Origin of the sequence: Pseudomonas grimontii (assembly GCF_007858185.1) — a bacterium.
Lineage (GTDB): Bacteria > Pseudomonadota > Gammaproteobacteria > Pseudomonadales > Pseudomonadaceae > Aquipseudomonas > Aquipseudomonas grimontii.
In genome coordinates this window covers 256,147-280,971 of the sequence record NZ_VFES01000006.1, presented here as the reverse complement: position 1 = coordinate 280,971, position 24,825 = coordinate 256,147, and the positions used below count along the sequence as shown (strand labels likewise).

Sequence of the window (24,825 nt, the reverse complement as noted above, 5' to 3'; positions counted from 1 at the left end):
CACAATGAGCATTCAGCCAAGCCGTTCAAGTGGAATAAAACGGCTGAGGCCATCATTAGCTCGGTACATAAAGCGAAGCTGAGTGTGATAAAAAATAAATTAATGGATTAACCGCTCAAGCCACTAGATGCTCAGTGACCTGATTAAGCTCTTGGATGAGCGAGCAACCGAAGCCGGGTTCACATCCCCCGAGAATGGTGTCTTGACGTTTATAGACGATCCTCACTGGCCGGGCCCTCCTCCAACGACTCAATTGAAGTATTGGTCGACCACTTTTGCATCTGTTTTGCTTGTGCGCGTCGACGGCGCTACGGCGGAGGAAGCCTGGATAGAAACAAAGCATGCTGAAGCGTTTCTAGACGCCGGACTTCTACGACTGGAAAAAAAGGGTTCAGTGGTGGATGGCTACCTGGTTTTAGCGCTGGCGCAATCGAATGAAGAGCTCAAGCAATTCATTAATGACGTCGAGAAAGATACGAGGTTCGTCAGGAAGCACGTCGTGTACAAGGACGCCGACGGCTGGCAACGGTGCCAACGTATCACCCCGCTTGGATTGGCAGGGCCGTATGAACAGGCTGACTACTCGCAGTTCGTGCCTGAAAATGAAGAGATGGCTGGCCTGCTGGCATCCCTATCAACGTCAAAAGGAAAGGAACTCGCACGCAATCATGGAAAGAAGTGGGATTTGAATGAATAACTTACCTATCAAATTCATTTCGGTAGAGATCCAGAATTTTCGAGGCGTGCGAGATGTTCTACGAATCCCACTAAACGCACCGCTGACGATCATTCACGCAGCCAACGGCACCGGTAAAAGCACCATATGCTATGCATTGGAATGGTTGCTAACGAATAAAGTGAACGATCTTCCAACTACCACTGATTTTTCGTGCCATTGGGGATCTGGCGACACATTTGTCAGCGCTGAATGTGAGATCAACAGCGAACGTTATCAACTAGAACGGATCAAGGGTAAAGCTTGGATCAAAAAACAGGGTGATCGCAAAAAGAAACCCATCAAAGACGCTAATCTGCTGGAGATGCTCACCCCAGCCTCCATTTCGGGTGGTAGCGCCCAAGCCACGACCAAAGCACGCCGTGACTGGCTACGCAATTGCAGGTGGCTATACGCAAACTCCTTGGCCCTTTTGGTAGACAACAGCGAATCGGCGCTCCGACAACAGATATTTGCGGACATATTGGGGCTGGGCCACCTTGCGAGCACACTCAGCAATTTAAAAGAATACCGGACTGAGCTTCCCAAAACCCAAGGTTTGGAGACAAAGCTGCAGGCGCTTGTGACAGAAATCGAAGCGCTTGAAGCAAGGCTTTCTGAAAGCCGGCATGAGCGCGACCAAGTCGCTCTCAAGCTGAATGAGGTGCTAGCTGGATTTCCAGACACTCAGTCAACAGGAAACCTTCTGCATGATTTCAAAACTGTTCAATTGAAGGTGGCCGGGCTACTGCAGACGGCTAAGCGTCAGAAGACCGTATTGAGTTTGTTGCAGGAGGGATGGGCGGAATACGAATCCGGTCTTCAGCAGTTGGGAATCAACCGGGATTTGCTGAAAGAGATTACTGAAACCATCGCGAAATTGAACAATGAGCACAGCCAGCTAGCTGAGAAGCTCTCTGCCCTCAATGCACAAATGGGCCAAGCCAAGATTAATGTTGACTGGGCGCGAAAAAATACCGAAATTCTGGATCGCTGGGACACCATCATTGCCGATCCGGTCTTCGTCCAGCGGTTCCCTCAACCCGATATTTCCTTCGAACTTTTGCAGCAAAACTTCGTTGAATATGGCTGGGATGCAGACCGGCAACAGCGATGGCTGAATGCTCTCGAATACTTGATCAGCCAGAAGAGCACCTTGTTGGATCTCCTCCAACGAAAAGAAGATTTGCTACGCAACCCTGTCTTACCCCCAGCAAACTTCGTTCAGACATCAAAATCTGCAGATGAGGCCAAGCAAGCGAGAATAAAAGCTCAAGCCGAATTCGACGCTTTATCAAGCGTTATAGATCGTCTAAGAGCTCTCGGACATGAAGCGGTGAAAGCTCTCACGAGTGGTCATTGCCCCTTGTGCAGCCATGACTGGAAATCGGCTGACGCATTGCACGAGCACCTTACTTACGCTGCTGCGACACCAGAGTTGCAGGCGGCCAAAAGCAACCTGGAAACGGCTCAGGCGACCGAGCAGCTGTGGAGCTCATCATTACAAACCGCTAACCTACAGCAATCTTCAGCTGAAAATTATTCCGCCCAGCTTAAGTCTGTAGCCGACAAACTGAAGTCAATTGACGAGAAAACAAGCTATTTAGCAACCATGAATAAAGCTGAGTTCTCAGCGTCTGACGTCAACAGCTTTGAATACCTGCTAACCAGTATCAAAATCGCGCTTGATGCAAAAAAAATCGCAGAAGCAATGCCAAGGATTGATGAGTTCTTTCAGCTGCCGTCTTCAGTCAACGCAAGAGATGGGGTACCTGCTGCACGGAAGGCCCTGATTCATTACACCCAGCATTTCGAGCAACAACTTAAGTCGGACGGTGCAGAGCAACCGGCTCTCACCCGCTCCGTGGCCGAGAAACTCCAAAGTATTCAGGCCAAAACCCAAGAATCTCACCAGGTCAACGCCAGCATTGCGGCGGTTTCTGAAATAGTAAATCGTTTCCAAAGCCAATGGAACGAAGTCAACAGCGGTCTCCCAGTTTCAGTGGAGTTGCACACCGCAACACAAACTTGCGTGGAAGGAGAACTCGCGAGAGCGGAGGGATATGAACTTAATATTAGCGAGTGCAAAATTCTCCTGAGTGTCGATGACGACTCCGAGAGATTGAGGAGCCTTCACAAAGAAAAGCAGGTGGTAACAGAGAAGCTCAAGGCAGGCCAAAGCCACATAACAGCCGCTGACAATGCGATCGGTCGATACAGCGATCATGTTCGTAACGCGACCGTTTCGAGTCTATCCCCCCTTTTGGGCCCAGCGACTGAATTGTTCTCTCGGATGCACGCCAACGAGGTCTATCACAAGCTGAGTGTCTCTGGGGACGATTTGAACTGGATGGTACTCGCTGAAGGTCACGACACACCGTTGGAAGCTCAAGAAAAATTAAGCCAAGGACAGCGGCAAGACCTGGCGCTATCTCTCTACCTTGCGAGAGCAAAAAGTACCGGTGGCAGTTTCCTGCTAGATGAACCGATCGCCCACCTGGATGACCTGAACCGCGTGGCGATGCTGGACATTTTCAGACTTGCCGCGACATCAATGCCGAACATGAATTTGATCCTTACTACCGCAAGCGACAGTTTAGCTCGACACCTGATGCAGAAATTTTCCAGCATCTCAGATAAGAAGCTATTGAACACAATCTATCTGGAAGGAAACCCGCGTACGGGCGTGAAAGCGACTGTAAATGGAATTCCTACCGATACAGCGGCGTAGTTTTCTAGGAATTGGAGAAACCACTGGGCCGGGAGATTAAGCATTTCCCGACTCAGAAGCCGAAGCTGATACCACCCGTTTAAAAATGAAAGCACATAGTTGGCCTGACAAGCCTAACTACAGGGATAAAAAAATGGGGCGAGGAAAAGAGTTCTTTCGAGGGATGACCAAAACCCGTCTGAAGGAGGTGATTCGGGAGGAAATCGCAGCGGTTGATTTCGGACAGGAATTTGAGTCCTCCCTCATTGCCGACCTCATACTCCAGAAACATTACCACTGCGCGGCGCAACGCCTTCGCCCTAGTCTCTTTCGAAAACTACACCGACACGGAGCGGCTTACGATTTCCAAGGCTACTTTCCAGACCATGGCTGGCACGGGGTCTCATGGACGCAATGCATCGACTCTCGAGACGAAATGGCCTGGTTGGATCGGGCGCTCAGGGATGCCGCGCACCCTATAATTTCCAGCTATAGGTCGACACACCCAATATGCGAACGGTGCGGGAACACCCCCTCAAGTGAAGTTGACCACGTGTCTCCCGAGTTCAACGTTGTGGTCACCCAGATCATTCAGACGCTCAGCCCTCCCCAGATCGAGGAGATATTTTCCCGCTTTAACTGGCTGGACAAAGAGCCATTCTCTTTGCCGCTAGGGCACGCTGCTTTGCAGCTTCTTGATGACGCTCATCAGACTGCAATCCTCCAAGCCGTATGCAGGCCGTGCCATGTGCTCAACGGGAATGAACGGCGGCGCTGAGCGACTCGGAGACTGGCGATGAAACCAAACTGACTACCTCCTCGTGGGTAATCCTCAGCAATTGGACTTGCTGGCACACAAGCCCGCTTATGAAGGTGCCTACAAAACCCGGGGCGATTCAGACTTCAGGTGGGCGATCAGCTAGCGGGCTTGTGCTTGCCCGTTCTCTGCGCTGGTCAAGAAACGACAATGCGATCTCCAAGCCGCTTTCGGACGGCTTCTCTCAACTGGACTTTGCCGAGATCGTCGAGAATAGAGACTGAAAGAGGTTCGGAAGCCACCAACAATTGACGTCCGGGATGATCCGGCTCAAGCATATCGAGGATTCGATCGGCAGTCGTACGATCACGCCTGGCCATGGCGTTGGCGCCAACCAGTAGCAGAGCGCGTCGCTTGTTCGAGTTGGCGACCCGCTCAAAGAGTTTAAGGGCATATTCCGCGGAAGCATGGGCGCCGACGAGATGAGCCGCTGACGCGGCAAGGATTGGCGGCGCACTCAGCAGAAACGCGGATGTCAGATGCGCGACAATGCTAGGGTCTACGGAATCGGCGTCGGCCAGGGCGTCAATGGCGTCGAGGCGTATCCAACGGGCTTCCGGAATATTGACGAGGTTCGATATTTTCTGCTGGATTCTGGCGCTGCAGCAATTCGCTGCGACGATCAGGGCATTTCGGCTAAGCGCGCGGTCGACCGTTGTGGCGGCAAGATCGAGAAGAGTATTGCCGATTGCATCGGATAAGGGACCGTTCACTGCAAGGGCAACGACTGCCTCTTGCGCAATATCAAAGCTCTCGGGCTCGTCGTAGTGCGGTTCGGCGCTCGACCAAGTGTCATGTATCAGAAACAACAGCGTTTTGAGGTGATCCGGGTGCGGCCGTTCTGCAAGCAGGGCGACTAGGGCGCGGCGTACGCGGCTACCTGGATCGGATGCCATTGCGAGGATTGCAGGCGGCAAGGGATCCGGGAATGTCGGCGCCAGATGAAACAGCGCCGTACGGCGCGCATCGGCGCGCTGGTGGCGAAGCGCAGCCTCAACAAGGACGGTATCGCCAATCGCAATCGCCGCCTCGGTCGCACTGACGGCATGCTCTGTACGGCTGGCAATGGTCAGCCATCGGATGATCGCTGGCGAGGCGTCGCCTCTGCTTGCGATGATGACCGGCACGACAAGTTCGAGCGCATCCGCATTGAGTTGCGAGGCACAAGCCGTCAGGAATGAGAGCGTCGGACCGTTGACCTTGCGAGCTTTCCGCTTCCTGGTTGGAATCGCTTTGTAGATTTCCTTTAGTTCCCTTGTAAGCGCACCTGTAATCAGCCTTAGTGTGGCCGCATGGCTGTCTTTTCTGAGTTGCCGACGGGCGCGCTGTATGGCAGTTAGCAGGGAGACTTGTCGATCAGGCTGTCCACTATTCACCTGGAATGCGGCGACCAGGGAGTTTGGTGCGACTTTCAAAGCTGTGAGCGCAAGCTCGTCACAAAGATCCACCTCAGAGGGGACTGAGCTGATCCGCGCCGTAAGCGTAGGCTCCAGCGCTTCGCGCCAGTGCTCTCGCGCTGCCGCCCAGACATATGGCTCCTCATCCATACCCTTGCCCGCTACGAGAATGGCTCGAAGCTCGCCTTCACCCACCGGTCCGGGGGAGGTTGAAAGCGCCAGCGCCCAGGCACGGACCAACTCCGCTACGCGCGGGTGGTTGGCAAGGACCAGCCAGCGACCCTCTACGCGAAGCTGGCGGATGTAGGCGTCGATAAAGACGCCGGATGTGTAACCGTCGCCTTCATGGTTCGACTGCGCGGCCTCTTCAGCGGCATGGTCCCGTTCGCCATCCTCAATTGCACGCCATTCCTCTCGGCCACTCTTAGCGTGTTGACGGTGGATGCTCGCGAGGTCGTCCAACGCAGCCTGCACTATCCTCTCGAACCCTGCTAGATCGCGCACGGCGCCGGCTGCGACGGCGTTGGCGTTAAGCTCGAAGCCGTGGCCGACCATCTCCTGCGCGGCGTCGAGATAGGCAGTGGTCAGGTTGGGTGCGAAGCGATCGAGCCGCTTGGCGAAGCCCACTCCGTAATCCCCTCGGTCGAAGCCAAGCTCCTCACGAATAAATCGAGCGGCAACTTTGGCCGCGATGGGGCTCGCGGACACAGTGTCGTGCCAGGCATCGTCAAAGACCGGCGGCTGCCAGTTACGGGTGAAGAAGGAAGCCCCCCGCTGTGTACCTTTCAACAGCCATCGCGCCACGCGGCTTGGTATCGAGGCATCGCTACCCACCTCGGACGCCAGCTCCAGCAATGGTGCGAACCTGGAGCCGGGGTCCATGAGGCTTTCATCCAGCCAGGCATCGATCGCTTCCTGGCTGTCGGAGTCAATTGCGAAGGTTTGGTCAACGTCCGGTCGGCCAGCGAACGTGCGAACAACTTCATAAACTCGGGCTGCCGTTTCCATGCCCCAGTCGCGATGCGTTGACGGTAGCTGAACGAGCGCGGAGATCAGGGTTTCGATCGCAAACTCGCTCTGCCCCCAGTTGCCCCTTGCGAAGGCCTCAAAGCCTTGGCGGACGCTCGGATGAGCGAAGGCGATCGTGCGGGCCGGCTGCCGCAGATGGCGGGCCGCGACCATACGGTCTACGAGGCGATCCAAGCCATCGCCTAGCGCTCGATCAAGTCCACGTAGGGCGCGTTGAAGAGCGTGAAGTCGGGCGCGGTCGAACTGGCCACGCGCCGCCAGCAGCGCCCAAACGATGGCTGAGGTTCCGCAAGTGTCGATGGATGATAGAGCTCTGACGACGACACCTTCCACCGCATCGCGCTGCGCCAACTCGAGCAACCGGCGAAAGAAGATATGGTCTTCTTCCCCGGCATCGGGGCCAGTTTGCATGTGGGCGAAATACAGCTCTATCTCGAGCGGCGTCCCAAGCTTGTCGAGCACCTCATCGCGAAACGCGTACGCCTTGGTTTGCAGAGCGGCCGGTAGCTGATCCATGCGATTGTCATGAATGTCGCGGAGTTGACCATCCCGATACTGGCCGGCATCCAACTCGACCGACCACGTGTTGAGACTCACCCCGACCTTGGCGCTCTGCATCATGTCGCTGCGGGACGTGATGACGAACTGGTGATCCGGTGTAGCCTTGGCGAGCAGGCGCGGCAGCTGCTCGGTCCATGCTTCGCTGCCCCCGCGAAGGCTAAATTGGCCCCACGGATCATCGACATAGAAGAGTGTCGATCCGTTGTTAACGACCTTGCGCACGCTGGTCGGCGAATCGTCCGCGCCGATGGTAACGACTTCCAGCGCACCATCGCGCCGTCGCGCGATATCGCATAGCTTGAGCGCCGCCTGCGTCTTGCCCGTACCTGAAGGGCCCATAATCACGACTGCATTCTTGTCGTTTAGGATTCTGAGCATTTCATTGAAGTTCGCAGGCGCCACGAAATGCTCGAGGCTGGCAGAGCTGGCCAGGAACCCGCCGTGCGTCCTTACCGTCGCGAGAAGATCGTCGCTCGTCCATAGACCGGGCGTGCTGCCTCGGGTCCTTCGCTTGGCTTCGAGACGCAGCTTTGCGATCAGATTTTGCTGCTCGACCTTCGGGACATGCAGCAGGTCCGACATCAGTTCCCGGATATCGGATGCGAGCTGCTTTTCGGTGAGCTTGCCCCAGATCGCGACACGGCCTTCGGGCGAAGCTTTCAGTGTGGCATGAAGGCTCGGAGGGAAGCTTGCCTTGTCGGATACCTCTTCGAAGCCTTCGACCAGCAGGTTACGCGCGACACCCTTGGCGTCGGCATTGGTCACGAGCAGATAGCGGGTGTTCGGATCGTCGAGATGATGCAGTGCTTTTCGGCGCCCACCTTTTTTGTCGGAGCCGTGCTTGAGCAGACCCTCGAAATTTTCGACCGACCAGGGCTCGCCGTTGTCCATTTTGATTTGGATGACAAGCTTATATCCGCCAGAGACAGTCGCACTGGGTTGTACGCGTCCTGGCACGTTGGGCTCCAGATCCGCCTCCAGATCTTCCTCGTTTGCCGGTTCCAGCACCAGGCGCGTAGCCGCTTTGGAAATGAGGAGGAGTTGCAGGGCTGCGAGGATCGAGACGTCGAGCTGATAGTCGAAGCCGGCTTGAGCGGCGGCCGCGCCCCGCAGGGGACGCCTTGCTTCCGCGCTATCGGAGAAGGATGTGTCCGACGCGTCGGAGTGCGATTGCTTGATGTCTCGACTATTATTTGTCGACATCGTCGAACACCGAGCGCTTTGTCACGACGGGGGTGGAAGGCGGAGCTTCATCCTTCTTTTGCGTCACGATGTGCGTCCAATCCGCTTCGTCTTCGGAGCCTTCATCATGCTGGCGCTTGCGCTCTTCAAGCGCCTCGACTGAGCGTTTCACGTGATCGCGCGCGTCGTCGATCAAAGCCGTGGCGTCCGCGTCGACACCAGTCGTCTCAATGCGATCAAGCACGCCGAGAAGCTTTTTAAAGTGGCTGTCAGGCTCTTCGTCCAAGTCAGCATCGGCGGCGATCTCATCGATCCTCTCTTCGAGCGACGGCAGCACAGTTGTCCGCAGCGCCAAGCCCACACCGATAAGCCTTAGCGGCGGTATGACCGCTAGCATCTGTGGCTCGTCGAAGAAGGAGACGTCGAGACCGTTGATCACGGCAGATTCCAGCCTGTCGGCTACCTCAGAGCGCAGATCGTTAGGCAAGACGCTGAGGTGATGAGCACGTGCATAGGTGGCGATCCGGGGATCGTTGCTAGTGAGATCAGATTGCCAGCAGGACCGTCGAAGTAGATTGGGAAATTGCTCGACGGCTTTGACGAACACGGCCTCGCTCGAACGATAGGAGAGGAAGTGGAACAGCATCCAATTGCGGTGCAATTCGTCGGGCGTGCGGCCAAGTCGTGCGACCAGAGCGTCGTCGAGGGTTGTCTGGATGACAAGCGCATCTCGAATGAGCGGCGAGCCCTCGCACGTGAAGCTGCTGAGAATGGTGTCGATAGTCGCGCCTCGTATGAGCGCCGCCATCATATGGGGTTTCTGGCGCAGAATCTCCGTTAGGGCGTCGGAGATCGTCGGATGGGCGAAGGTCCATTTTGATCCGGAAAGCTTCAGGAACGAGCCCTTCAGCTCAGCGAAACAATCCTGAATCTTAGTGAGAGTGTACCCAGTCAGCTCGGCGACCGCCTGTGCGGCCGAAGCGTCATGATCGCTAGGATCGAATCCGCCCTGATGGACATACACGAGGATGAGCGCGGCCTGCAGCTGATCATCTAAGGCGTTGACGGTATCAATCAGATGCTCTGTCGGCTCCTCCATAAAGCGTACGAGTGAGCTTTCGCGAGGTGCTAGGCCCTTGGTGAAGTTCGGGTCCCCGAGACGTTCGGCGATCCCTGGGAGAAAATCGCGAACCGCAGCGACAGCGGTTAGATGCGGTTTGATGCTCGATCGCCAGCTCTGGCTCTGCTCACCGAAATTCACATGATTATAGAGAATCTGCGTCTTCTCTTCGAACGTCAACTCGCCGACATCCACCACCGCGCTGCCATCTGCGAATTGGGCAAGGTTCCGCTGCCCGAGCCGGCGCCGCGCCGCTTCATAGATATGTTTTCGGGAAGTTAGAAGAAATCGATTGCCATGTTTGATCGCGGCCCGCAGCTTGGAGAAGGCAGACGTCCAATCCTGCACATAGTCGTCGCGTAGCACATTGGAGCCGAAGGCATCGTCGATCCAGAAGAAGCGTCCCGGATCATTAGGATTCCAACCTGCCTCAAAGTCGCGCGGGCTGGTCAAAGCAAGTACGGTGTTGTCTGGATTTTCCGACGCTATGGTCGACACGATGGCGCCAATCGCCGATTTACCGCTAGAGGGATTACCGAGTAGCAACACTACGCCGTGCTCAGAGATCGCGTTGACCGCATCGCGATGAGCCTGGGTAGGCACATAGGTGCGAAGCTTTGGAATCCAGCTGTCAAGCAACGCCCGGCTCTGCTCGCTGAGCCGCTCATCTACGATCGAGGTGAGGTCGCCTAGGCCGTAGACCTGCGGAACGAGGGCCCGGAGGCGCGCGCTGCTCCTGATAACACGGACGATATACTGGCGACCAAGAATGTGCGGCTTACGCACGCCAAGCGCGCGGAGTTTGGCACGCATTGCGGCTGCGATGGGCGCATCTACGCTCATGTTCGTCATGAAGACGTAGGTTTCTGCTTGGCCGGCTTTGACCAGTTCCTCGACATGAGCGATCTCGGCGGTGAGATCACTGAGCTTCAACGCCTTTGCGGCATCGGACGTATGCTTGCATTGCACGGTTCCGATCAACAGGGCGTCGTTTTCTGCAGAAATGAGGAAGACCGCGTCCTGACCGCCGTCTTGAGCTTCGCGGAAGATTTCCACGGGCCGGCCGAGCACGACCTCGCATACCTGCGAGCATAGATCCTGAAACGCGCGCCAGCCGATGGTATGAAGCGCTAGATCGCTCCAAGGGCCGTTTGCTCTACGTTCGGGCAGCACAGAAGCCTCGATTAGCACACCTTAGTCCTTCGTGCAGTGGCAACAACACGTAGAACGCCGACCGGAGTAGGATGGATTTCCGCGTCTGAGACGTCCCAATTTGCATCCAAATCAAGACGGTATTTGTCGAAGCAGCGCTTTGCCACCTCTCTAGCTGACGGCAGACTATTGGGAGGATCCATGGAAAGCCCAGCGCCGCAGACCACTAAAAGGCTGCCGGCGTTCATAGAGGCTAGTAGTCGAGTGATTGTCTCAGGCGTCAAGCACCCCCCCACGGAGAAATATCTCGCCTACCTGATTCAGCTGCGATTTTGTCGATCCTGTTGATCGCATTAGTAGCACTCACCGTTGTTCCTCACTTTGGCTTTCTCAAAGCTCTTCTTGACCTGATCAATGATCGAAGGAGTCATGCCGCAGCGCTTCATTCCTTGGTCTCCTCAAATCTATCCTGTCCGACCTTGATCGCATAGCCTGACTTCAGACTGCCAATCAGCAGATACCCGCTGCGCGCTCAGAAAATCCGTTGAAGGTCGCCCGATTGCGGCATGTAAATGTGTACTTAAAAACCGTGACTGGAGACAGATTCCAGTGGAATCCAGAAAACGAAAAAAGCGGCTAAAGACCGCTATTCCGTGGCTTCCAGGCGTTCAGAGGGCCTTAGTGGAAGCAAATATGGCGCAGCGGACGAGACTCGAACACAAATACGCCTCTCAGATGGCAGCGCTACCAAGATCCATGATATCCGTGGGAGTAAATGTGGGAGTAATTTTGTAGACATGAAAAAGCCCAACCTTTTCAGATTGGGCTAAGTCATTGAAAAATATGGTCGGGACGGAGTGATTCGAACACTCGACCCCTTGCACCCCATGCTAGTGCGCTACCGGACTGCGCTACGCCCCGACTAGGCGTGTTACTGGGTTCGCTTCGTAACGAAGCGATCAGGAATATACCGCAAGCTTTTGAAATGTGGAAGTATTTTAAAAGCCTGTATCACTTCTTCAAAACCACCAGCACATCTTCCAGCTCGGAGATCATCTGGCGGATCAGTTGCTTGTACTGGGTGGTGTCGTCTTTGGCTTCATCACCGGACATACGCTGGCGCGCGCCGCTGATGGTGAACCCCTGATCATACAGCAACGCACGGATCTGTCGGATCATCAGCACATCCTGGCGCTGATAATACCGACGGTTCCCGGTGCGTTTGACGGGGTTGAGTTGAGGAAACTCCTGCTCCCAATAGCGCAGCACGTGCGGTTTTACCGCACAGAGCTCGCTGACTTCACCAATGGTGAAGTAGCGTTTGCCAGGGATGACGGGTAGCTCGTCGTTATGACTTGGTTCCAGCATAAGCCTCAACTCGGGCCTTCAACTTCTGCCCTGGACGAAAGGTGACCACACGGCGAGCCGTGATCGGGATTTCTTCTCCCGTTTTTGGATTGCGGCCAGGCCGCTGGCGTTTGTCCCGCAGGTCAAAATTGCCGAAACCGGACAATTTGACCTGTTCGTTGTCTTCCAGAGCGTGTCTGATCTCTTCAAAAAACAGCTCGACCAATTCCTTGGCCTCGCGCTTGTTCAGACCCAACTCTTCGTACAGACGTTCCGCCATCTCAGCTTTCGTCAAAGCCCCCATACGTCACTTCCTTAACGTGGCGTTTAACCTTTGTTCGAGCGAGGTGAGGATATTTTGTGTCGTGGTATTCACCTCGTCGTCATTAAGAGTGCGCGATGGATGCTGCCAGGTCAAGCCAACTGCAAGGCTTTTTCTATGCGGATCAATGCCTTTACCCTGATAGACGTCAAATAGCCTGAGGTCTGTCAGCCATTCCCCTGCATTTTCACGGATTACATCCAGAACGGCAGTGGCGGCGACTTCACGATCAGCGATCAGGGCAAGGTCGCGACGGACTTCAGGGAAGCGCGACAACTCGCTGAACTTAGGCATCTTGCCCGAGGCCACCTCAGCCAGGACCAGCTCGAAGACGAAGACCGGGCGGTCGAGCCCAAGGGTTTTCGACAGCTCTGGATGGATGGCGCCGACGAAGCCCACCAAGCGACCTTCGCGTTCGATACGCGCAGTCTGACCAGGGTGCAACGCCGGGTGGTTACCTGGCACAAATGTGAAGTCGTCCAGTGCGCCGGCAAAGCCCAATACCGCCTCCACGTCAGCTTTAACGTCGAAGAAGTCCACGGCATCACGGCCTTGCGCCCAACCTTCCGGCAAGCGGCTGCCGCAAACAACACCGGCCAGCATTGGCTCTTGCTTCAGGCCGTCGAGTTGACCGACAAACCGCAGGCCGCTTTCAAACATGCGCACGCGGTCTTGCTGACGGTTCAGGTTATGGGAAAGGGCTTTCACCAGGCCTGGCCACAGGGACGAGCGCATGGCGGCCATGTCGTTGGAGATCGGGTTGGCCAGCAGCAGCGGCTCGACGCCGGGGTTGAACAGTTCGAACTGCTTTGGATCGATGAAGCTGTAGGTCACCGCTTCCTGATAGCCACGGGCAACCAGCAGGCGACGCAACTCAGGCAAGTGCGCACGCGCTTCAGCCTTGGGCTGCGGTGCCAGACGCGCTTGTGGGTAACGAACCGGCAGGCGGTTGTAACCGTACAGGCGAGCCAATTCTTCGATCAGATCAACTTCCAGGCTGATATCGAAGCGATGGCTTGGCACTTCAACATGCCACTGCCCTTCCCCATCCGTAGAAATGTTCAACCCGAGGGCCGACAACAGTTGCTCGATTTCAGCCGGGGCGATAACCAGGCCGAGCATTTGCTCAACGCTTTTGGCGCGCAGGGTGATCGGCGCAATGGACGGCAGATGCTGTTCGCTGACCGTCTCAGTGATCGGGCCGGCTTCGCCACCGGTGATTTCCAGCAGCAGGCCAGTGGCGCGCTCCATGGCTTCACGGGCGAGCTTCCAGTCCACACCACGCTCATAGCGGTGCGAGGCATCGGTGTGCAGGCCGTAGGAGCGGGCCTTGCCAGCGATGGCAATCTGGTCGAAGAACGCGCTTTCAAGGAATACGTCGCGAGTGGTCGCGGACACACCACTGTGCTCGCCCCCCATCACGCCGGCAATCGCCAGGGCGCGGGAATGGTCAGCGATCACCAGGGTGTCGGCGCGCAGGCTGACTTCCTGGCCGTCGAGCAGAACCAGCTTCTCGCCTTCTTCGGCCATGCGCACGCGGATGCCGCCATTGATTTCGGCGAGATCGAAGGCGTGCAGCGGCTGGCCCAGTTCAAGCATCACGTAGTTGGTGATGTCGACGGCAGCGTCGATGCTGCGCACGTCGGCGCGACGCAGGCGCTCAACCATCCACAGCGGGGTTGGCTTGGACAGGTCAACGTTGCGGATGACACGCCCCAGGTAACGTGGGCAAGCATTTGGCGCCAGCACTTCGATCGGACGCACTTCATCATGCACCGCAGCCACTGCGGCAACCACTGGACGAGTAACTGGGGCGTTGTACAGCGCACCCACTTCACGTGCCAGGCCTGCCAGGCACAGGCAGTCGCCACGGTTCGGGGTCAGGTCAACCTCGATGCTGGCGTCTTCCAGTTCCAGGTAGACGCGAATGTCCTGGCCCACCGGCGCATCGGCCGGCAGTTCCATCAGGCCATCGTTGCCCTCACCTACTTGCAGCTCCGCCTGGGAGCACAACATGCCGTTGGACTCGACGCCACGCAGCTTGGCCTTCTTGATCTTGAAGTCGCCCGGCAGTTCGGCGCCGATCATGGCGAACGGGATCTTCAGGCCCGGGCGCACGTTAGGCGCTCCGCACACGACCTGGAACGTTTCCGCGCCATTGCTGACCTGGCACACACGCAACTTATCAGCATCGGGGTGTTGCTCGGTGCTCAGCACCTCGCCCACGACCACACCACTGAAAACACCGGCGGCCGGCGTAACGCTATCGACCTCAAGACCGGCCATCGACAGACGCGCAACCAGCGCGTCGCGATCTACCTGCGGGCTTACCCAGCCGCGCAGCCATTGTTCACTGAATTTCATCCTGCTCTCCTAAAGATTCGTTACGACTAGCGAAATTGCGCGAGGAACCGCAAGTCGTTGTCGAAGAACAGACGCAAGTCGTTCACGCCGTAACGCAGCATGGCCAGGCGCTCAACGCCCATGCCGAAGGCAAAGCCCGAGAACTCTTCCGGATCAATCCCGGACATGCGCAGCACGTTGGGGTGAACCATGCCGCAGCCCATCACTTCCAGCCAGCCGGTCTGCTTGCAGACGCGGCAGCCTTTACCGCTGCACATCACGCATTCCATGTCGACTTCCGCGGACGGTTCAGTGAACGGGAAGAACGATGGACGGAAACGCACCGCCAGTTCTTTCTCGAAGAACACCCGCAGGAACTCTTCGATGGTGCCCTTGAGGTCGGCGAAGTTGATGTCGCGATCAACCAGCAGGCCTTCGACCTGGTGGAACATCGGCGAGTGGGTGATATCGGAGTCGCTACGGTACACACGGCCTGGGCAGACAATGCGGATCGGCGGCTTGTTCGCTTCCATGGTGCGGACCTGTACCGGCGAGGTATGGGTGCGCAACAGCATGTTTGCGTTGAAATAGAAGGTGTCGTGCATCGACCGGGCCGGGTGATGGCCTGGGATGTTGAGCGCCTCGAAGTTGTGATAATCGTCTTCGACCTCAGGGCCTTCGGCAATGCCGTAGCCGATGTGGGTGAAGAACTGCTCGATACGTTCCAGAGTCCGGGTGATCAGATGCAGACCGCCCGAGGCCTGGCCACGGCCAGGCAAGGTCACATCAATGGACTCGGCGGCGAGCCTGGCCGCAAGATCGGCCTCCTCGAGCGACGCCTTGCGCGCATTGAGCACCTCTGTGACACGCTCCTTGGCGACGTTGATCAGCGCACCGACTTGCGGGCGCTCTTCAGCAGGCAAATTCCCCAGGGTCTTCATCACCTGAGTCAATTCACCCTTTTTGCCAAGGTAGTGAACCCGGATTTGCTCCAGGGCATTGATATCTTCAGCGCTTTGCACAGCCTCAAGAGCTTGAGCGACGAGCGCGTCCAGGTTTTCCATGTACAGACTCCAGATACAAAATAGGGGAAGAGCTTGAAGGCTCTTCCCCTATTTATGACGTTTACCACCTTGGGCTACAGGAGCAGCCCAGGGTGACTGTCGGGGGTACTTAAGCCAAGGTGGCTTTAGCTTTCTCGACAATCGCAGCAAACACCGCTTTTTCGTTCACGGCCAGTTCAGCCAGAACCTTACGGTCGATTTCGATGGACGCTTTTTTCAGGCCAGCGATGAAACGGCTGTAGGACAGACCGTTAACACGTGCACCAGCGTTGATACGAGCGATCCACAGAGCGCGGAACTGACGTTTTTTCTGACGACGGTCACGGTAGGCGTATTGGCCTGCCTTGATTACCGCTTGCTTGGCAACACGGAATACGCGTGAACGCGCGCCGTAGTAGCCTTTAGCGAGTTTCAGAATTTTTTTGTGACGTTTACGGGCAATGACGCCACGCTTTACACGAGCCATGAGTTACTTCCTCTATTCTTGATCCAAAATTAACGAAGGCGCAGCATGCGCTCGACTTTTGCCACGTCAGACGGATGCAGCAAGCTGCTACCGCGCAGTTGACGCTTACGCTTGGTCGACATTTTGGTCAGGATGTGGCTCTTGAAAGCGTGCTTGTGCTTGATACCGTTAGCAGTTTTCAGAAACCGCTTAGCAGCACCACTTTTAGTCTTCATCTTTGGCATGTTCGGATACTCCGCATTCAGTTGATAAACATAATCAGAAGGCCTGCCGTGCCCTGTTGATTACTTCTTCTTTTTCGGGGCGATGACCATGATCAGCTGGCGTCCTTCCATCTTAGGATGCTGTTCGACCGAACCGTACTCGAGCAGGTCAGCTTCAACCCGCTTGAGGAGTTCCATCCCCAGCTCCTGGTGGGCCATCTCACGGCCGCGGAATCGCAAGGATACCTTGGCCCTGTCCCCATCACTCAGGAAACGTACCAGGTTGCGCAGTTTTACCTGGTAATCCCCTTCCTCCGTCCCTGGACGAAACTTGATTTCTTTTACTTGAATCTGCTTTTGGTTCTTCTTCGCTGCGGCAACCTGCTTCTTCTTTTCGAAGATCGACTTGCCGTAGTCCATCACCCGGCAAACGGGTGGGATTGCATCGGCGGAGATTTCCACCAAGTCCAACTTGGACTCTTCTGCAATACGAAGCGCTTCATCAATCGAGACGATGCCAATCTGCTCGCCGTCAGCGCCAATTAACCGAACCTCGCGTGCCGAGATATTCTCGTTGATCGGGGCTTTCGGTGCAGCTCGTTTATCTTGTCTCATTTCACGCTTAATAATAATTACTCCGAATCTGGGCGACCACGCCGGGAAACCGCTTGCGCGAGGAACTCAGCGAACTGGGCGACGGGCATCGAGCCCAGGTCAGCACCTTCACGAGTACGCACAGCGACAGTCTGCATCTCGACTTCCCGATCTCCGATAACCAAAAGATAGGGAACCTTGAGCAAAGTATGCTCGCGGATTTTAAAGCCGATCTTTTCATTTCTCAAGTCGGACTTGGCACGAAATCCGCTTTCGTTGAGAGTTTTTTCAACTTCAGCAGCAAAATCTGCCTGTTTATCAGTGATATTCATGATCACTGCCTGAGTCGGAGCCAGCCACGCAGGGAACGCACCCTCGTAGTGCTCGATCAGGATACCGACGAACCGTTCGAACGAGCCGAGGATCGCCCGGTGCAGCATAACCGGGTGTTTACGGCTGTTATCTTCGGAGACGTATTCGGCTCCCAAACGGATCGGCAGGTTAAAATCGAGCTGCAAGGTACCACATTGCCAGACACGGCCAAGGCAATCTTTCAACGAGAACTCGATCTTCGGCCCGTAGAAGGCGCCTTCGCCCGGCTGCAGATCGTACGCGAGGCCCGCACTGTCTAGCGCAGCGGCCAGAGCCGCTTCGGCGCGATCCCACAGTTCGTCCGAGCCGACGCGTTTTTCCGGACGAGTGGACAGCTTCATCTCGACTTCGGTAAAGCCGAAATCGCGATAAACGTCCATGGTCAGCTTGATGAATGCAGCGGATTCGGCCTGCATCTGCTCTTCGGTGCAGAAGATGTGGGCGTCGTCCTGGGTGAAACCGCGCACACGCATGATGCCGTGCAACGCACCCGATGGTTCGTTACGGTGGCAGGCACCGAACTCGGCCAGACGCATCGGCAACTCGCGGTAGCTCTTCAAGCCCTGGTTGAACACCTGCACGTGGCATGGGCAGTTCATCGGCTTGATGGCGTAGTCGCGGTTTTCCGACTGGGTGGTGAACATGTTGTCGGCGTAGTTGGCCCAGTGCCCGGATTTCTCCCACAGGCTGCGATCAACGACCTGCGGGGTCTTGATCTCAAGGTAACCGTTGTCACGCTGAACCTTGCGCATGTACTGCTCAAGTACCTGGTAGAGAGTCCAGCCGTTCGGGTGCCAGAACACCATGCCCGGCGCTTCTTCCTGGAGATGAAACAGGTTCAGGCGTTTGCCGATCTTGCGGTGATCACGTTTTTCGGCTTCTTCAATACGCTGGATATAGGCGGCCAGCTGCTTCTTGTCAGCCCAGGCAGTGCCGTAGATCCGCTGCAGCTGCTCGTTCTTCGCGTCGCCGCGCCAGTAGGCACCGGACAGCTTGGTCAGCTTGAAGGACTTGAGGAAGCGCGTGTTCGGCACGTGCGGGCCACGGCACATGTCGACGTATTCTTCATGGTAGTACAGGCCCATGGCCTGCTCGTCCGGCATGTCTTCCACCAGGCGCAGCTTGTAGTCTTCGCCACGCGCAGTGAACACGTCGATCACTTCGGCACGCGGGGTGACTTTCTTGATGACGTCGTAATCTTTTTCGATCAGGGCGTGCATGCGCTGTTCGATAGCGGCCAGATCGTCCGGAGTGAAAGGACGCTCATAGGCGATGTCGTAATAAAAACCTTCGTCGATGACCGGGCCAATCACCATTTTCGCGGTTGGGTACAGCTGCTTGACCGCATGGCCAATCAAGTGCGCGCAAGAGTGGCGAATGATCTCCAGCCCCTCTTGATCCTTGGGCGTGATGATTTGCAGGCTGGCATCGGAGGTGATCAGGTCGCTGGCGTCAACCAGCTTGCCGTCGACCTTGCCGGCCACGGTGGCCTTGGCCAGGCCAGCACCAATGGATGCGGCAACCTCGGCTACGGAAACCGAATGATCGAATGAACGTTGACTGCCGTCGGGAAGAGTAATAGTTGGCATGGCGCCTCCTCTCCTAGTGGTGACCCCTACCAAAGGTCACGTGGGTTGGGATGAGCCAGTACAAGATCCAACACCAGGCCGTTCAGTGATGAACGCCTGCCTTACAGCGGCAGGAGCCTTTCGGCCAACCGATAATCGAACCACAGTGACTGGAGTGAGCTAAAAGGAAACATGGCAAGGCGGCAAATGGCGCGCCCGGAATTAGCCAAGCCAAAGATGCTAGCACAGATGAACGGTCATCGCGCCGGCAGTATCCGATGCAAACACAAATTCCAGCCTTTATAGCTGCAAAAGTGAACTTGAGCTGTACGCCACGCCTCAAACCCACTGAGAATCGCTGTTCGTCATCGACCCAAAGGAGCATCCCATGATGCGTTTTACCTCGACCCTCGCTCTCGCCGCTTCCCTGACCCTGCTTTCCCTCGGCGCGCAAGCAGCGGCCCCTTCGAACTGGCCAGCCGGTGCCCGTGACAGCTTCGTCAAAGACTGTACTTCCGCAGCCAGTCAGAACGTGGACGTGAAAACTGCCACAGCCCACTGCGAATGCGGCGCCGACAAGATCAACGCCGAATTGAGCACTGCGGAAATCAAGGAACTCATGACCAACCAGAACGCCAGCCCGGCGCTTAAAAACAAAGCGGTCGCGGCTATTTCGTCCTGCAAAGTCGTGAAGAAAAAGTAAGATCGGCCCCTGATCAGACGGCCGTTTTGCCAGAAAAACAGCCTTAAAACTGCCATTTCGCACAAATTACGCAGCTTTTACGGCTTTTTTTACCAGCTGATATTTCGCGCCAAAGCCCCGTAGATCGGGGCTTTCAGCCGACACAAGTACCAAACGCAACGCTATTGATTAGCAAACAATGCCTTGGGGGGGCTCCCAAGTCGAACATTTCGACTATGATAGCCCAGTGTGCCCAGTTGGCCTGAGCAGCACAGCACTACTGAAAATATATGTTTCTTGGAGATACACCATGTCTAATCGCCAAACCGGCACCGTTAAATGGTTCAACGATGAAAAAGGCTTCGGCTTCATCACTCCTCAAGGTGGCGGTGACGACCTGTTCGTACACTTCAAAGCTATCGAAAGCGACGGTTTCAAAAGCCTGAAAGAAGGCCAAACCGTTTCCTTCGTGGCTGAGAAAGGCCAAAAGGGTATGCAAGCTGCACAGGTTCGCGGCGAGTAATTCTCCGCTGAGCTAAAAAAACCCCGTCCATGTGACGGGGTTTTTTATGGGTGTTGCAAACGCCTGGAAGCGATCAGCCGCAATTAACGCGCGTGATCACCAGGTTGTCATCGGTGTTCAGGTTCAGGCGGTCGGAGCGGTATTCCAGCGTGATCATATCGTTGGGCTTGAGGATCCGTGCGTTCTGCGCACCGGCGCGGGTACGGGCCTGCTCCAGCAACTGGGGCGAGGCCTTCTGGCCGATGGTGAATTCGGCGGCCTTCGACTCACAGCGGCTATGACCGGCATCGGTCACGGCGGCGTCTTTGGCTGGCTCAGAGGCACCCGGGGTGCTGCAACCCGCCAACGCGAGTGCTGCCAACAAAGTACCTAATGATGCGAGCTTCCAAGGCATGAAGCCTCCTATTGAAAAATGAACAGAGATCGTGCGACAGCGGTCTGGCTGATTGGTTTCAAAACGTAAACCGCCGATAGGCAAGTCTGCCCGACTATCAGCAGGCATTCGCCCGATCAATCGTGACCAAATATGAACGCAATCAGTAGATGTCGATGTAATCAAACGGCGGCTTCGGCCAGTTCTGCTTCAGCGCATTAAAAATCTGTGTGACCCAGACCTCATCGCTGGCCGCGACGTTGCCGACATAGCCGGAGCCCTTGGCCCAGGTCTCCAGGCGAAACAGCAGGCCGTCGATGTCAGTGCCTCCCACCACCCCCGAAGATATGTAGGCAATCCCAGCCTTGGTCACACGCAGCTGGGTATGTTCGTCATCACTGGCACTGGCGATCAGCTGGCGCACGGCGGCCAGGGTCAGGTTCTCGGGGTTATTCAAATCGATCTGCACGCGGTGTCCCCCGGCAATTAAACAGGGGGACAGTGTCGCACAGCACCTGCTTCATGCCTAAGTAGCAGTGCCAAACCCCGCGCAAAATGATTAACTGCGCCCGTTAGAGCCGCGTTCCAGCGCATTGCCCCGTATTTCAACCCGTGAGACTTCCATGACCACCGTAACGCTCCAAGCCGACATCAAAGCCAAGTGGCCCCAAGGACAAAGCTCCTACAGTCCAGGAAGCCCGGAGGAACTGGCAATCATCGGTATCGACCTGCTGGTCAAGGAACTCGGCACCCAGGCAGCGCAAGCATTCATCGGCCAGGTATTCGAAAAATACCCGGCCGATCACATGGGGGCACAAGACCCCGAGCGCGAATAAGAACCGGCTGACGAGCCGTCGGCCGGGTTACTTCAAGCGCGCCAGGCGCTCGGTGAGCAGATCGAAGAAGCCCTGGGCGTCGCCGTTCTCAACCCAGAACACATTCTTTGTCTGCTTCAGGCCGTCGTACCAATCAACGATGGTCTGGCCGAAGGTCGGGCCTTCGCGGCTGTCCACCACCATATTGGCCTGACGCCCCGTGAACAAAGACGGCTTGAGCAGGTAGGCAATGACAGTGGCGTCATGGACCGGGCCGCCCGGAATACCGTAGTGCTCCATATCGCCCTTGACGTATTCATTGAGAATATCGCCGACGACCTTGCTCGCGTTGTTCTTGATATCGGCGATCTTTTTCAAGCGCGCCTCACTGGTCAGCACCTTGTGAGTCACGTCCAGCGGCAGGTAAGTCAGCTTGACGCCACTCTTGAGCACAATCTCGGCCGCAATCGGATCGGCAAACAGGTTGAACTCGGCAACCGGCGTAATGTTGCCGCCGTTGAAGTGCGCGCCGCCCATCACCACCACTTCCTTGATGCCTTGGGTGATTTCAGGGTCCTGAGTCAATGCCAGTGCCAAGTTGGTCTGCGGGCCGAGCATGGCAATGGTGATGCTGTGAGGCTTGGCAGCACGGAGGGTCTTGACCAGGTAATCAACGGCGTTGCCTTCAGCCAGGCCCTTTTTAGGCTCGTGGACGGTGACGCCGGAAATACCTTCTTTGCCATGGATGTTCTCGGCATAGATCGGTGTGCGCAGCAGCGGCTTGGGTGCGCCGGCGTACACCGGGATGTCTTCGCGCCCGGCCCACTCGCGGGCCAGACGCGCGTTACGCGAGGTCTTGTCCAGGCGCACGTTGCCGGCGACGGTGGTCAGCGCACGAATATTCAACTCGTCCGGTGAAGCCATGGCGAAGAGCAAAGCCACCACATCGTCGGCGCCTGGGTCGGTGTCGATGATCAAGTCGATTTTTTCCGCCGCCTGGGCGCTTGCAGCAGTGAGTGCGGACAAAAGCAGGACACTCCGAAACAGATTTCTCAGGGTTGGGAGACCACGTTGCATAAAACACTCCTTGTCGTTGGGAAACTCTAGAAGGTTACGCCGGACACCAGCGCGATATTGCAGTAAGGCTGGCACTCGCCGGTGCGCACGACAGCGCGCGCGTTACGGCTCAGTTGCTTGAATTGTTCATGGCTGAGCAGACGTCGCTCGCCGAGGGCGGCCTGTTCAGTCATCGCGTTCAGCTCAGTCAGCGCGGGTGGCTGCTTGAGCAGGATTTCTTCCGCCAGCACGTGGCTTTCCACCTGCATTTCACTGAGCACGATACGTAGGGTGCTGATGAAGTCCGGAATGCCCTGGGTCAGCGCCAGGTCAATCAACTCGACTCCCGGCGGCACTGGCAGGCCGGCGTCGCCGATCACCAGGATGTCGCCATGGCCCAGGGATGCGATCAAACGCGACAGAGCGATATTGAGCAGAGGGGTCTTTTTCATAAAGGCACAAAACCTTGAACGTCATGCAGCGTAGGAATGGAGGGTTGCGCACCGGCACGGGTGACTGACAATGCTGCCGCGACCTGGCCGAAACGGATGGCCTCGGCTTCACTTTTGCCACTGGCCAGTGCCGCGGCAAAACCACCGACAAAGGTATCGCCGGCAGCCGTGGTATCCACCGCCTTGACCTTGGGCGCCACCAGGTGCTCAAAGCCCTGGCCATCGGCAAACAACGCACCTTGGGCACCCAGGGTAATAATGACTTTACCGGCTCCCGCCTGGATCAGCCGTGTCGCCGCCGCCTTGGCACTGTCGAGGGAGTCGACTGTCACGCCGCTCAGTGCGCTGGCTTCGCTTTCGTTGGGAATCAGGTAATCGACCGAGGCGTACCAGTCGGCGGGCAATGGACCGCTGGCCGGCGCCGGGTTGAGGATCACGGTCTTGCCTAGTTCACGACCGCGCTTGAGGGTGTAGCCCACGGTGTCCATCGGCACTTCAAGCTGGCAGATGATCACATCGGCGGCCTGCAGCACCGCATCAGACGCCTGCAGTGAGGCGGGTGTCAGCTCGCCGTTGCTGCCGGCAACAATCACAATCGCGTTCTGGCTGCTGTCATCCACCACAATCAAGGCCACGCCACTGGAACCGTCCACGGTGCTCACCGCCTGGCAATCAATACCTTCCACCAGCAAGGCGTCACGCAGTTCAGTGCCATAGGCATCGGCACCGACACAGCCGATCATTGCCACATCAGCCCCCAGTCGCGCCGATGCCACGGCCTGGTTGGCGCCCTTGCCGCCAGGCACCGTGGAAAACGTCTGGCCGATCAAGGTCTCACCCGCACGGGGCAGCCGACTCGCGCGGGTGACCAGGTCCATGTTCAAGCTGCCTACTACCACTACTTTTGCTGGCATACATCAGTACTCATCAATTCGGTTCAGCGGTATTGGGCAAACACACCGGCGACTGGCGCCGTCGACTCGCGCAACACGATGCTTGGCGTCACGATGCGTTGATCGATCGGCAGTTGGGGGGGTTGCAATTCGTCGCAGTAAAAGCTCGGCAGCCGTCTCGCCCAGTTGCAGGATCGACTGGCCGACCGTGGTCAGCGCCGGGTACACGTAGCGGCTCATTTGAATGTCATCGAAACCGATCACCGACAGTTCGCCGGGCACGCGAATATTACGCTCCGCCGCCGCGCGCAACACGCCAAAGCCGATCATGTCGTTGCTGGCGAAAATCGCGCTGGGCGGGTTTTGCGCCAGCAATTGCACGGCAGCAGCATAACCGCCGGTGCTGGTGAAGTCGCTTTCCCGGATGCGATTGGCGATCACCCGCACACCCGCTTCATGGAGCGCACGGTGGTAACCCGCCAGGCGCATTTGCGCGACGCGCGTATGGGCCGGGCCGCCGATGCAGGCGATGTCCCGATGCCCCAGCTCAAGCAAGTGCCGGGTCGCCAGGTAGGCGCCCTCCTCGTGGTCGATGCGCACCAGGTCGACATCGATGCCATCCAGTGCCCGGTCGACAATCACCATGGGCGTGCGCACTGCGCTCAAGCCTGCGGCGAGGCCGCTGTCATCACCACCTACCGAGGTCACGATCAAGCCATCGACGCGTTTTTCCAGCAACACCCGCAAATAGCTGCGTTGTTTTTCCGCGTTGTCGTCGGAGTTGCAGAGAATCACGCAGTAGCCGTTACGCTCACAATAATCCTCAATGCCCCGGGCCAACTCGGCAAAATACGGGTTGAGGCTGTTGGGCACCAGCAATCCTATGGTGGCCGTGGTCTTGGCCTTGAGCGAACGCGCGACAGCGCTGGGCACGTAGTCGAGCTGCTTGATCGCCGCTTCAACCTTGATCCGTACCGGCTCGCTCACCGGGCGCGTCTTGTTCACCACATGGGATACCGTGGTGTAGGAAATACCCGCAAGCGCTGCCACATCCTTGATCGTCGCCATG

The 24,825-nt window shown here is 56.8% G+C and carries 20 protein-coding genes, 1 tRNA gene and 1 pseudogene; 5 read left to right on the top strand and 17 right to left on the bottom strand.

The window, feature by feature from the left end:
* Positions 1-127 precede the first annotated feature (127 nt).
* Together FIV39_RS12800 and FIV39_RS12795 are read left to right on the top strand one after the other, a co-directional pair.
* On the top strand, positions 128-697 hold the full coding sequence (locus tag FIV39_RS12800; protein ID WP_090406541.1) for a hypothetical protein: 570 nt from the start codon (positions 128-130) through the stop codon (positions 695-697).
* The gene (locus FIV39_RS12795) at positions 690-3,446 is read left to right on the top strand and encodes an AAA family ATPase (RefSeq protein WP_090406544.1); all 2,757 of its coding nucleotides are present in this window, start codon (positions 690-692) and stop codon (positions 3,444-3,446) included. The genes FIV39_RS12800 and FIV39_RS12795 overlap by 8 nt, the downstream gene beginning before the upstream one ends.
* Positions 3,447-4,379: 933 nt before the next feature.
* Here the strand turns inward: FIV39_RS12795 and FIV39_RS12790 are convergent.
* From FIV39_RS12790 to thrS, 11 genes are all read right to left on the bottom strand, one after another.
* Positions 4,380-8,432, bottom strand: coding sequence for an nSTAND3 domain-containing NTPase (locus FIV39_RS12790; RefSeq protein ID WP_244176375.1), 4,053 nt, complete (start codon positions 8,430-8,432; stop codon positions 4,380-4,382).
* Complete coding sequence (locus FIV39_RS12785; RefSeq protein WP_208603994.1) at positions 8,419-10,704, bottom strand: nSTAND3 domain-containing NTPase; 2,286 nt, start codon at positions 10,702-10,704, stop codon at positions 8,419-8,421. The genes FIV39_RS12790 and FIV39_RS12785 overlap by 14 nt, the downstream gene beginning before the upstream one ends.
* Before the next feature lie 823 nt (positions 10,705-11,527).
* Positions 11,528-11,604 (bottom strand) — tRNA-Pro (locus FIV39_RS12775).
* 90 nt (positions 11,605-11,694) lie between these two features.
* On the bottom strand, positions 11,695-12,051 hold the full coding sequence (locus FIV39_RS12770; RefSeq protein ID WP_003174972.1) for a MerR family transcriptional regulator: 357 nt from the start codon (positions 12,049-12,051) through the stop codon (positions 11,695-11,697).
* Positions 12,032-12,334, bottom strand: coding sequence for an integration host factor subunit alpha (gene ihfA, locus FIV39_RS12765; RefSeq protein ID WP_002553164.1), 303 nt, complete (start codon positions 12,332-12,334; stop codon positions 12,032-12,034). Before ihfA ends, FIV39_RS12770 begins: the two co-directional genes overlap by 20 nt.
* A gap of 3 nt (positions 12,335-12,337) precedes the next feature.
* Positions 12,338-14,716 carry a phenylalanine--tRNA ligase subunit beta gene (gene pheT, locus FIV39_RS12760; protein ID WP_090406556.1) on the bottom strand — a complete coding sequence of 793 codons (2,379 nt, stop codon included), beginning with the start codon at positions 14,714-14,716 and terminating at the stop codon, positions 12,338-12,340.
* 26 nt (positions 14,717-14,742) lie between these two features.
* Complete coding sequence (gene pheS, locus FIV39_RS12755) at positions 14,743-15,759, bottom strand: phenylalanine--tRNA ligase subunit alpha (RefSeq protein WP_146371529.1); 1,017 nt, start codon at positions 15,757-15,759, stop codon at positions 14,743-14,745.
* Positions 15,760-15,868: 109 nt separating this feature from the next.
* Positions 15,869-16,225, bottom strand: coding sequence for a 50S ribosomal protein L20 (gene rplT / locus FIV39_RS12750; RefSeq protein WP_003174975.1), 357 nt, complete (start codon positions 16,223-16,225; stop codon positions 15,869-15,871).
* 29 nt (positions 16,226-16,254) lie between these two features.
* Positions 16,255-16,449: a 50S ribosomal protein L35 gene (rpmI, locus tag FIV39_RS12745; RefSeq protein ID WP_002553160.1), complete on the bottom strand. Its 195-nt coding sequence runs from the start codon at positions 16,447-16,449 to the stop codon at positions 16,255-16,257.
* Between the two features lie 60 nt (positions 16,450-16,509).
* On the bottom strand, positions 16,510-17,061 hold the full coding sequence (infC, locus tag FIV39_RS12740; protein ID WP_015884933.1) for a translation initiation factor IF-3: 552 nt from the start codon (positions 17,059-17,061) through the stop codon (positions 16,510-16,512).
* Positions 17,061-18,983, bottom strand: a complete 1,923-nt coding sequence (thrS, locus tag FIV39_RS12735) for a threonine--tRNA ligase (protein WP_048719014.1) — start codon at positions 18,981-18,983, stop codon at positions 17,061-17,063. The genes infC and thrS overlap by 1 nt, the downstream gene beginning before the upstream one ends.
* Positions 18,984-19,350: 367 nt before the next feature.
* On the opposite strand from thrS, the gene FIV39_RS12730 reads away from it, so the two are divergent.
* Complete coding sequence (locus FIV39_RS12730) at positions 19,351-19,665, top strand: hypothetical protein (protein WP_090406561.1); 315 nt, start codon at positions 19,351-19,353, stop codon at positions 19,663-19,665.
* A 289-nt stretch (positions 19,666-19,954) separates the two neighbouring features.
* Positions 19,955-20,167: a cold-shock protein gene (locus tag FIV39_RS12725; RefSeq protein ID WP_003234260.1), complete on the top strand. Its 213-nt coding sequence runs from the start codon at positions 19,955-19,957 to the stop codon at positions 20,165-20,167.
* 73 nt (positions 20,168-20,240) lie between these two features.
* On the opposite strand, the gene FIV39_RS12720 is transcribed toward FIV39_RS12725, so the two are convergent.
* Both FIV39_RS12720 and FIV39_RS12715 read right to left on the bottom strand, forming a co-directional pair.
* The gene (locus FIV39_RS12720) at positions 20,241-20,561 is read right to left on the bottom strand and encodes an I78 family peptidase inhibitor (protein ID WP_090406564.1); all 321 of its coding nucleotides are present in this window, start codon (positions 20,559-20,561) and stop codon (positions 20,241-20,243) included.
* 142 nt (positions 20,562-20,703) lie between these two features.
* The gene (locus FIV39_RS12715) at positions 20,704-21,009 is read right to left on the bottom strand and encodes a hypothetical protein (RefSeq protein ID WP_090406567.1); all 306 of its coding nucleotides are present in this window, start codon (positions 21,007-21,009) and stop codon (positions 20,704-20,706) included.
* Between the two features lie 154 nt (positions 21,010-21,163).
* Here FIV39_RS12715 and FIV39_RS12710 point away from each other — a divergent pair, with 154 nt between their 5' ends.
* On the top strand, positions 21,164-21,376 hold the full coding sequence (locus tag FIV39_RS12710) for a hypothetical protein (RefSeq protein WP_053128891.1): 213 nt from the start codon (positions 21,164-21,166) through the stop codon (positions 21,374-21,376).
* 27 nt (positions 21,377-21,403) lie between these two features.
* Here the strand turns inward: FIV39_RS12710 and FIV39_RS12705 are convergent, their stop codons facing one another.
* The 4 genes and pseudogenes from FIV39_RS12705 to FIV39_RS12690 form a co-directional block, all read right to left on the bottom strand.
* Positions 21,404-22,432 carry a nucleoside hydrolase gene (locus FIV39_RS12705; protein ID WP_090406570.1) on the bottom strand — a complete coding sequence of 343 codons (1,029 nt, stop codon included), beginning with the start codon at positions 22,430-22,432 and terminating at the stop codon, positions 21,404-21,406.
* Positions 22,433-22,458: 26 nt separating this feature from the next.
* On the bottom strand, positions 22,459-22,863 hold the full coding sequence (gene rbsD / locus FIV39_RS12700) for a D-ribose pyranase (protein ID WP_090406573.1): 405 nt from the start codon (positions 22,861-22,863) through the stop codon (positions 22,459-22,461).
* The gene (rbsK, locus tag FIV39_RS12695; RefSeq protein ID WP_090406576.1) at positions 22,860-23,777 is read right to left on the bottom strand and encodes a ribokinase; all 918 of its coding nucleotides are present in this window, start codon (positions 23,775-23,777) and stop codon (positions 22,860-22,862) included. Before rbsK ends, rbsD begins: the two co-directional genes overlap by 4 nt.
* A 23-nt stretch (positions 23,778-23,800) precedes the next feature.
* Positions 23,801-24,824 (bottom strand): annotated as a pseudogene (locus tag FIV39_RS12690) (LacI family DNA-binding transcriptional regulator).
* Position 24,825: the final 1 nt, after the last annotated feature.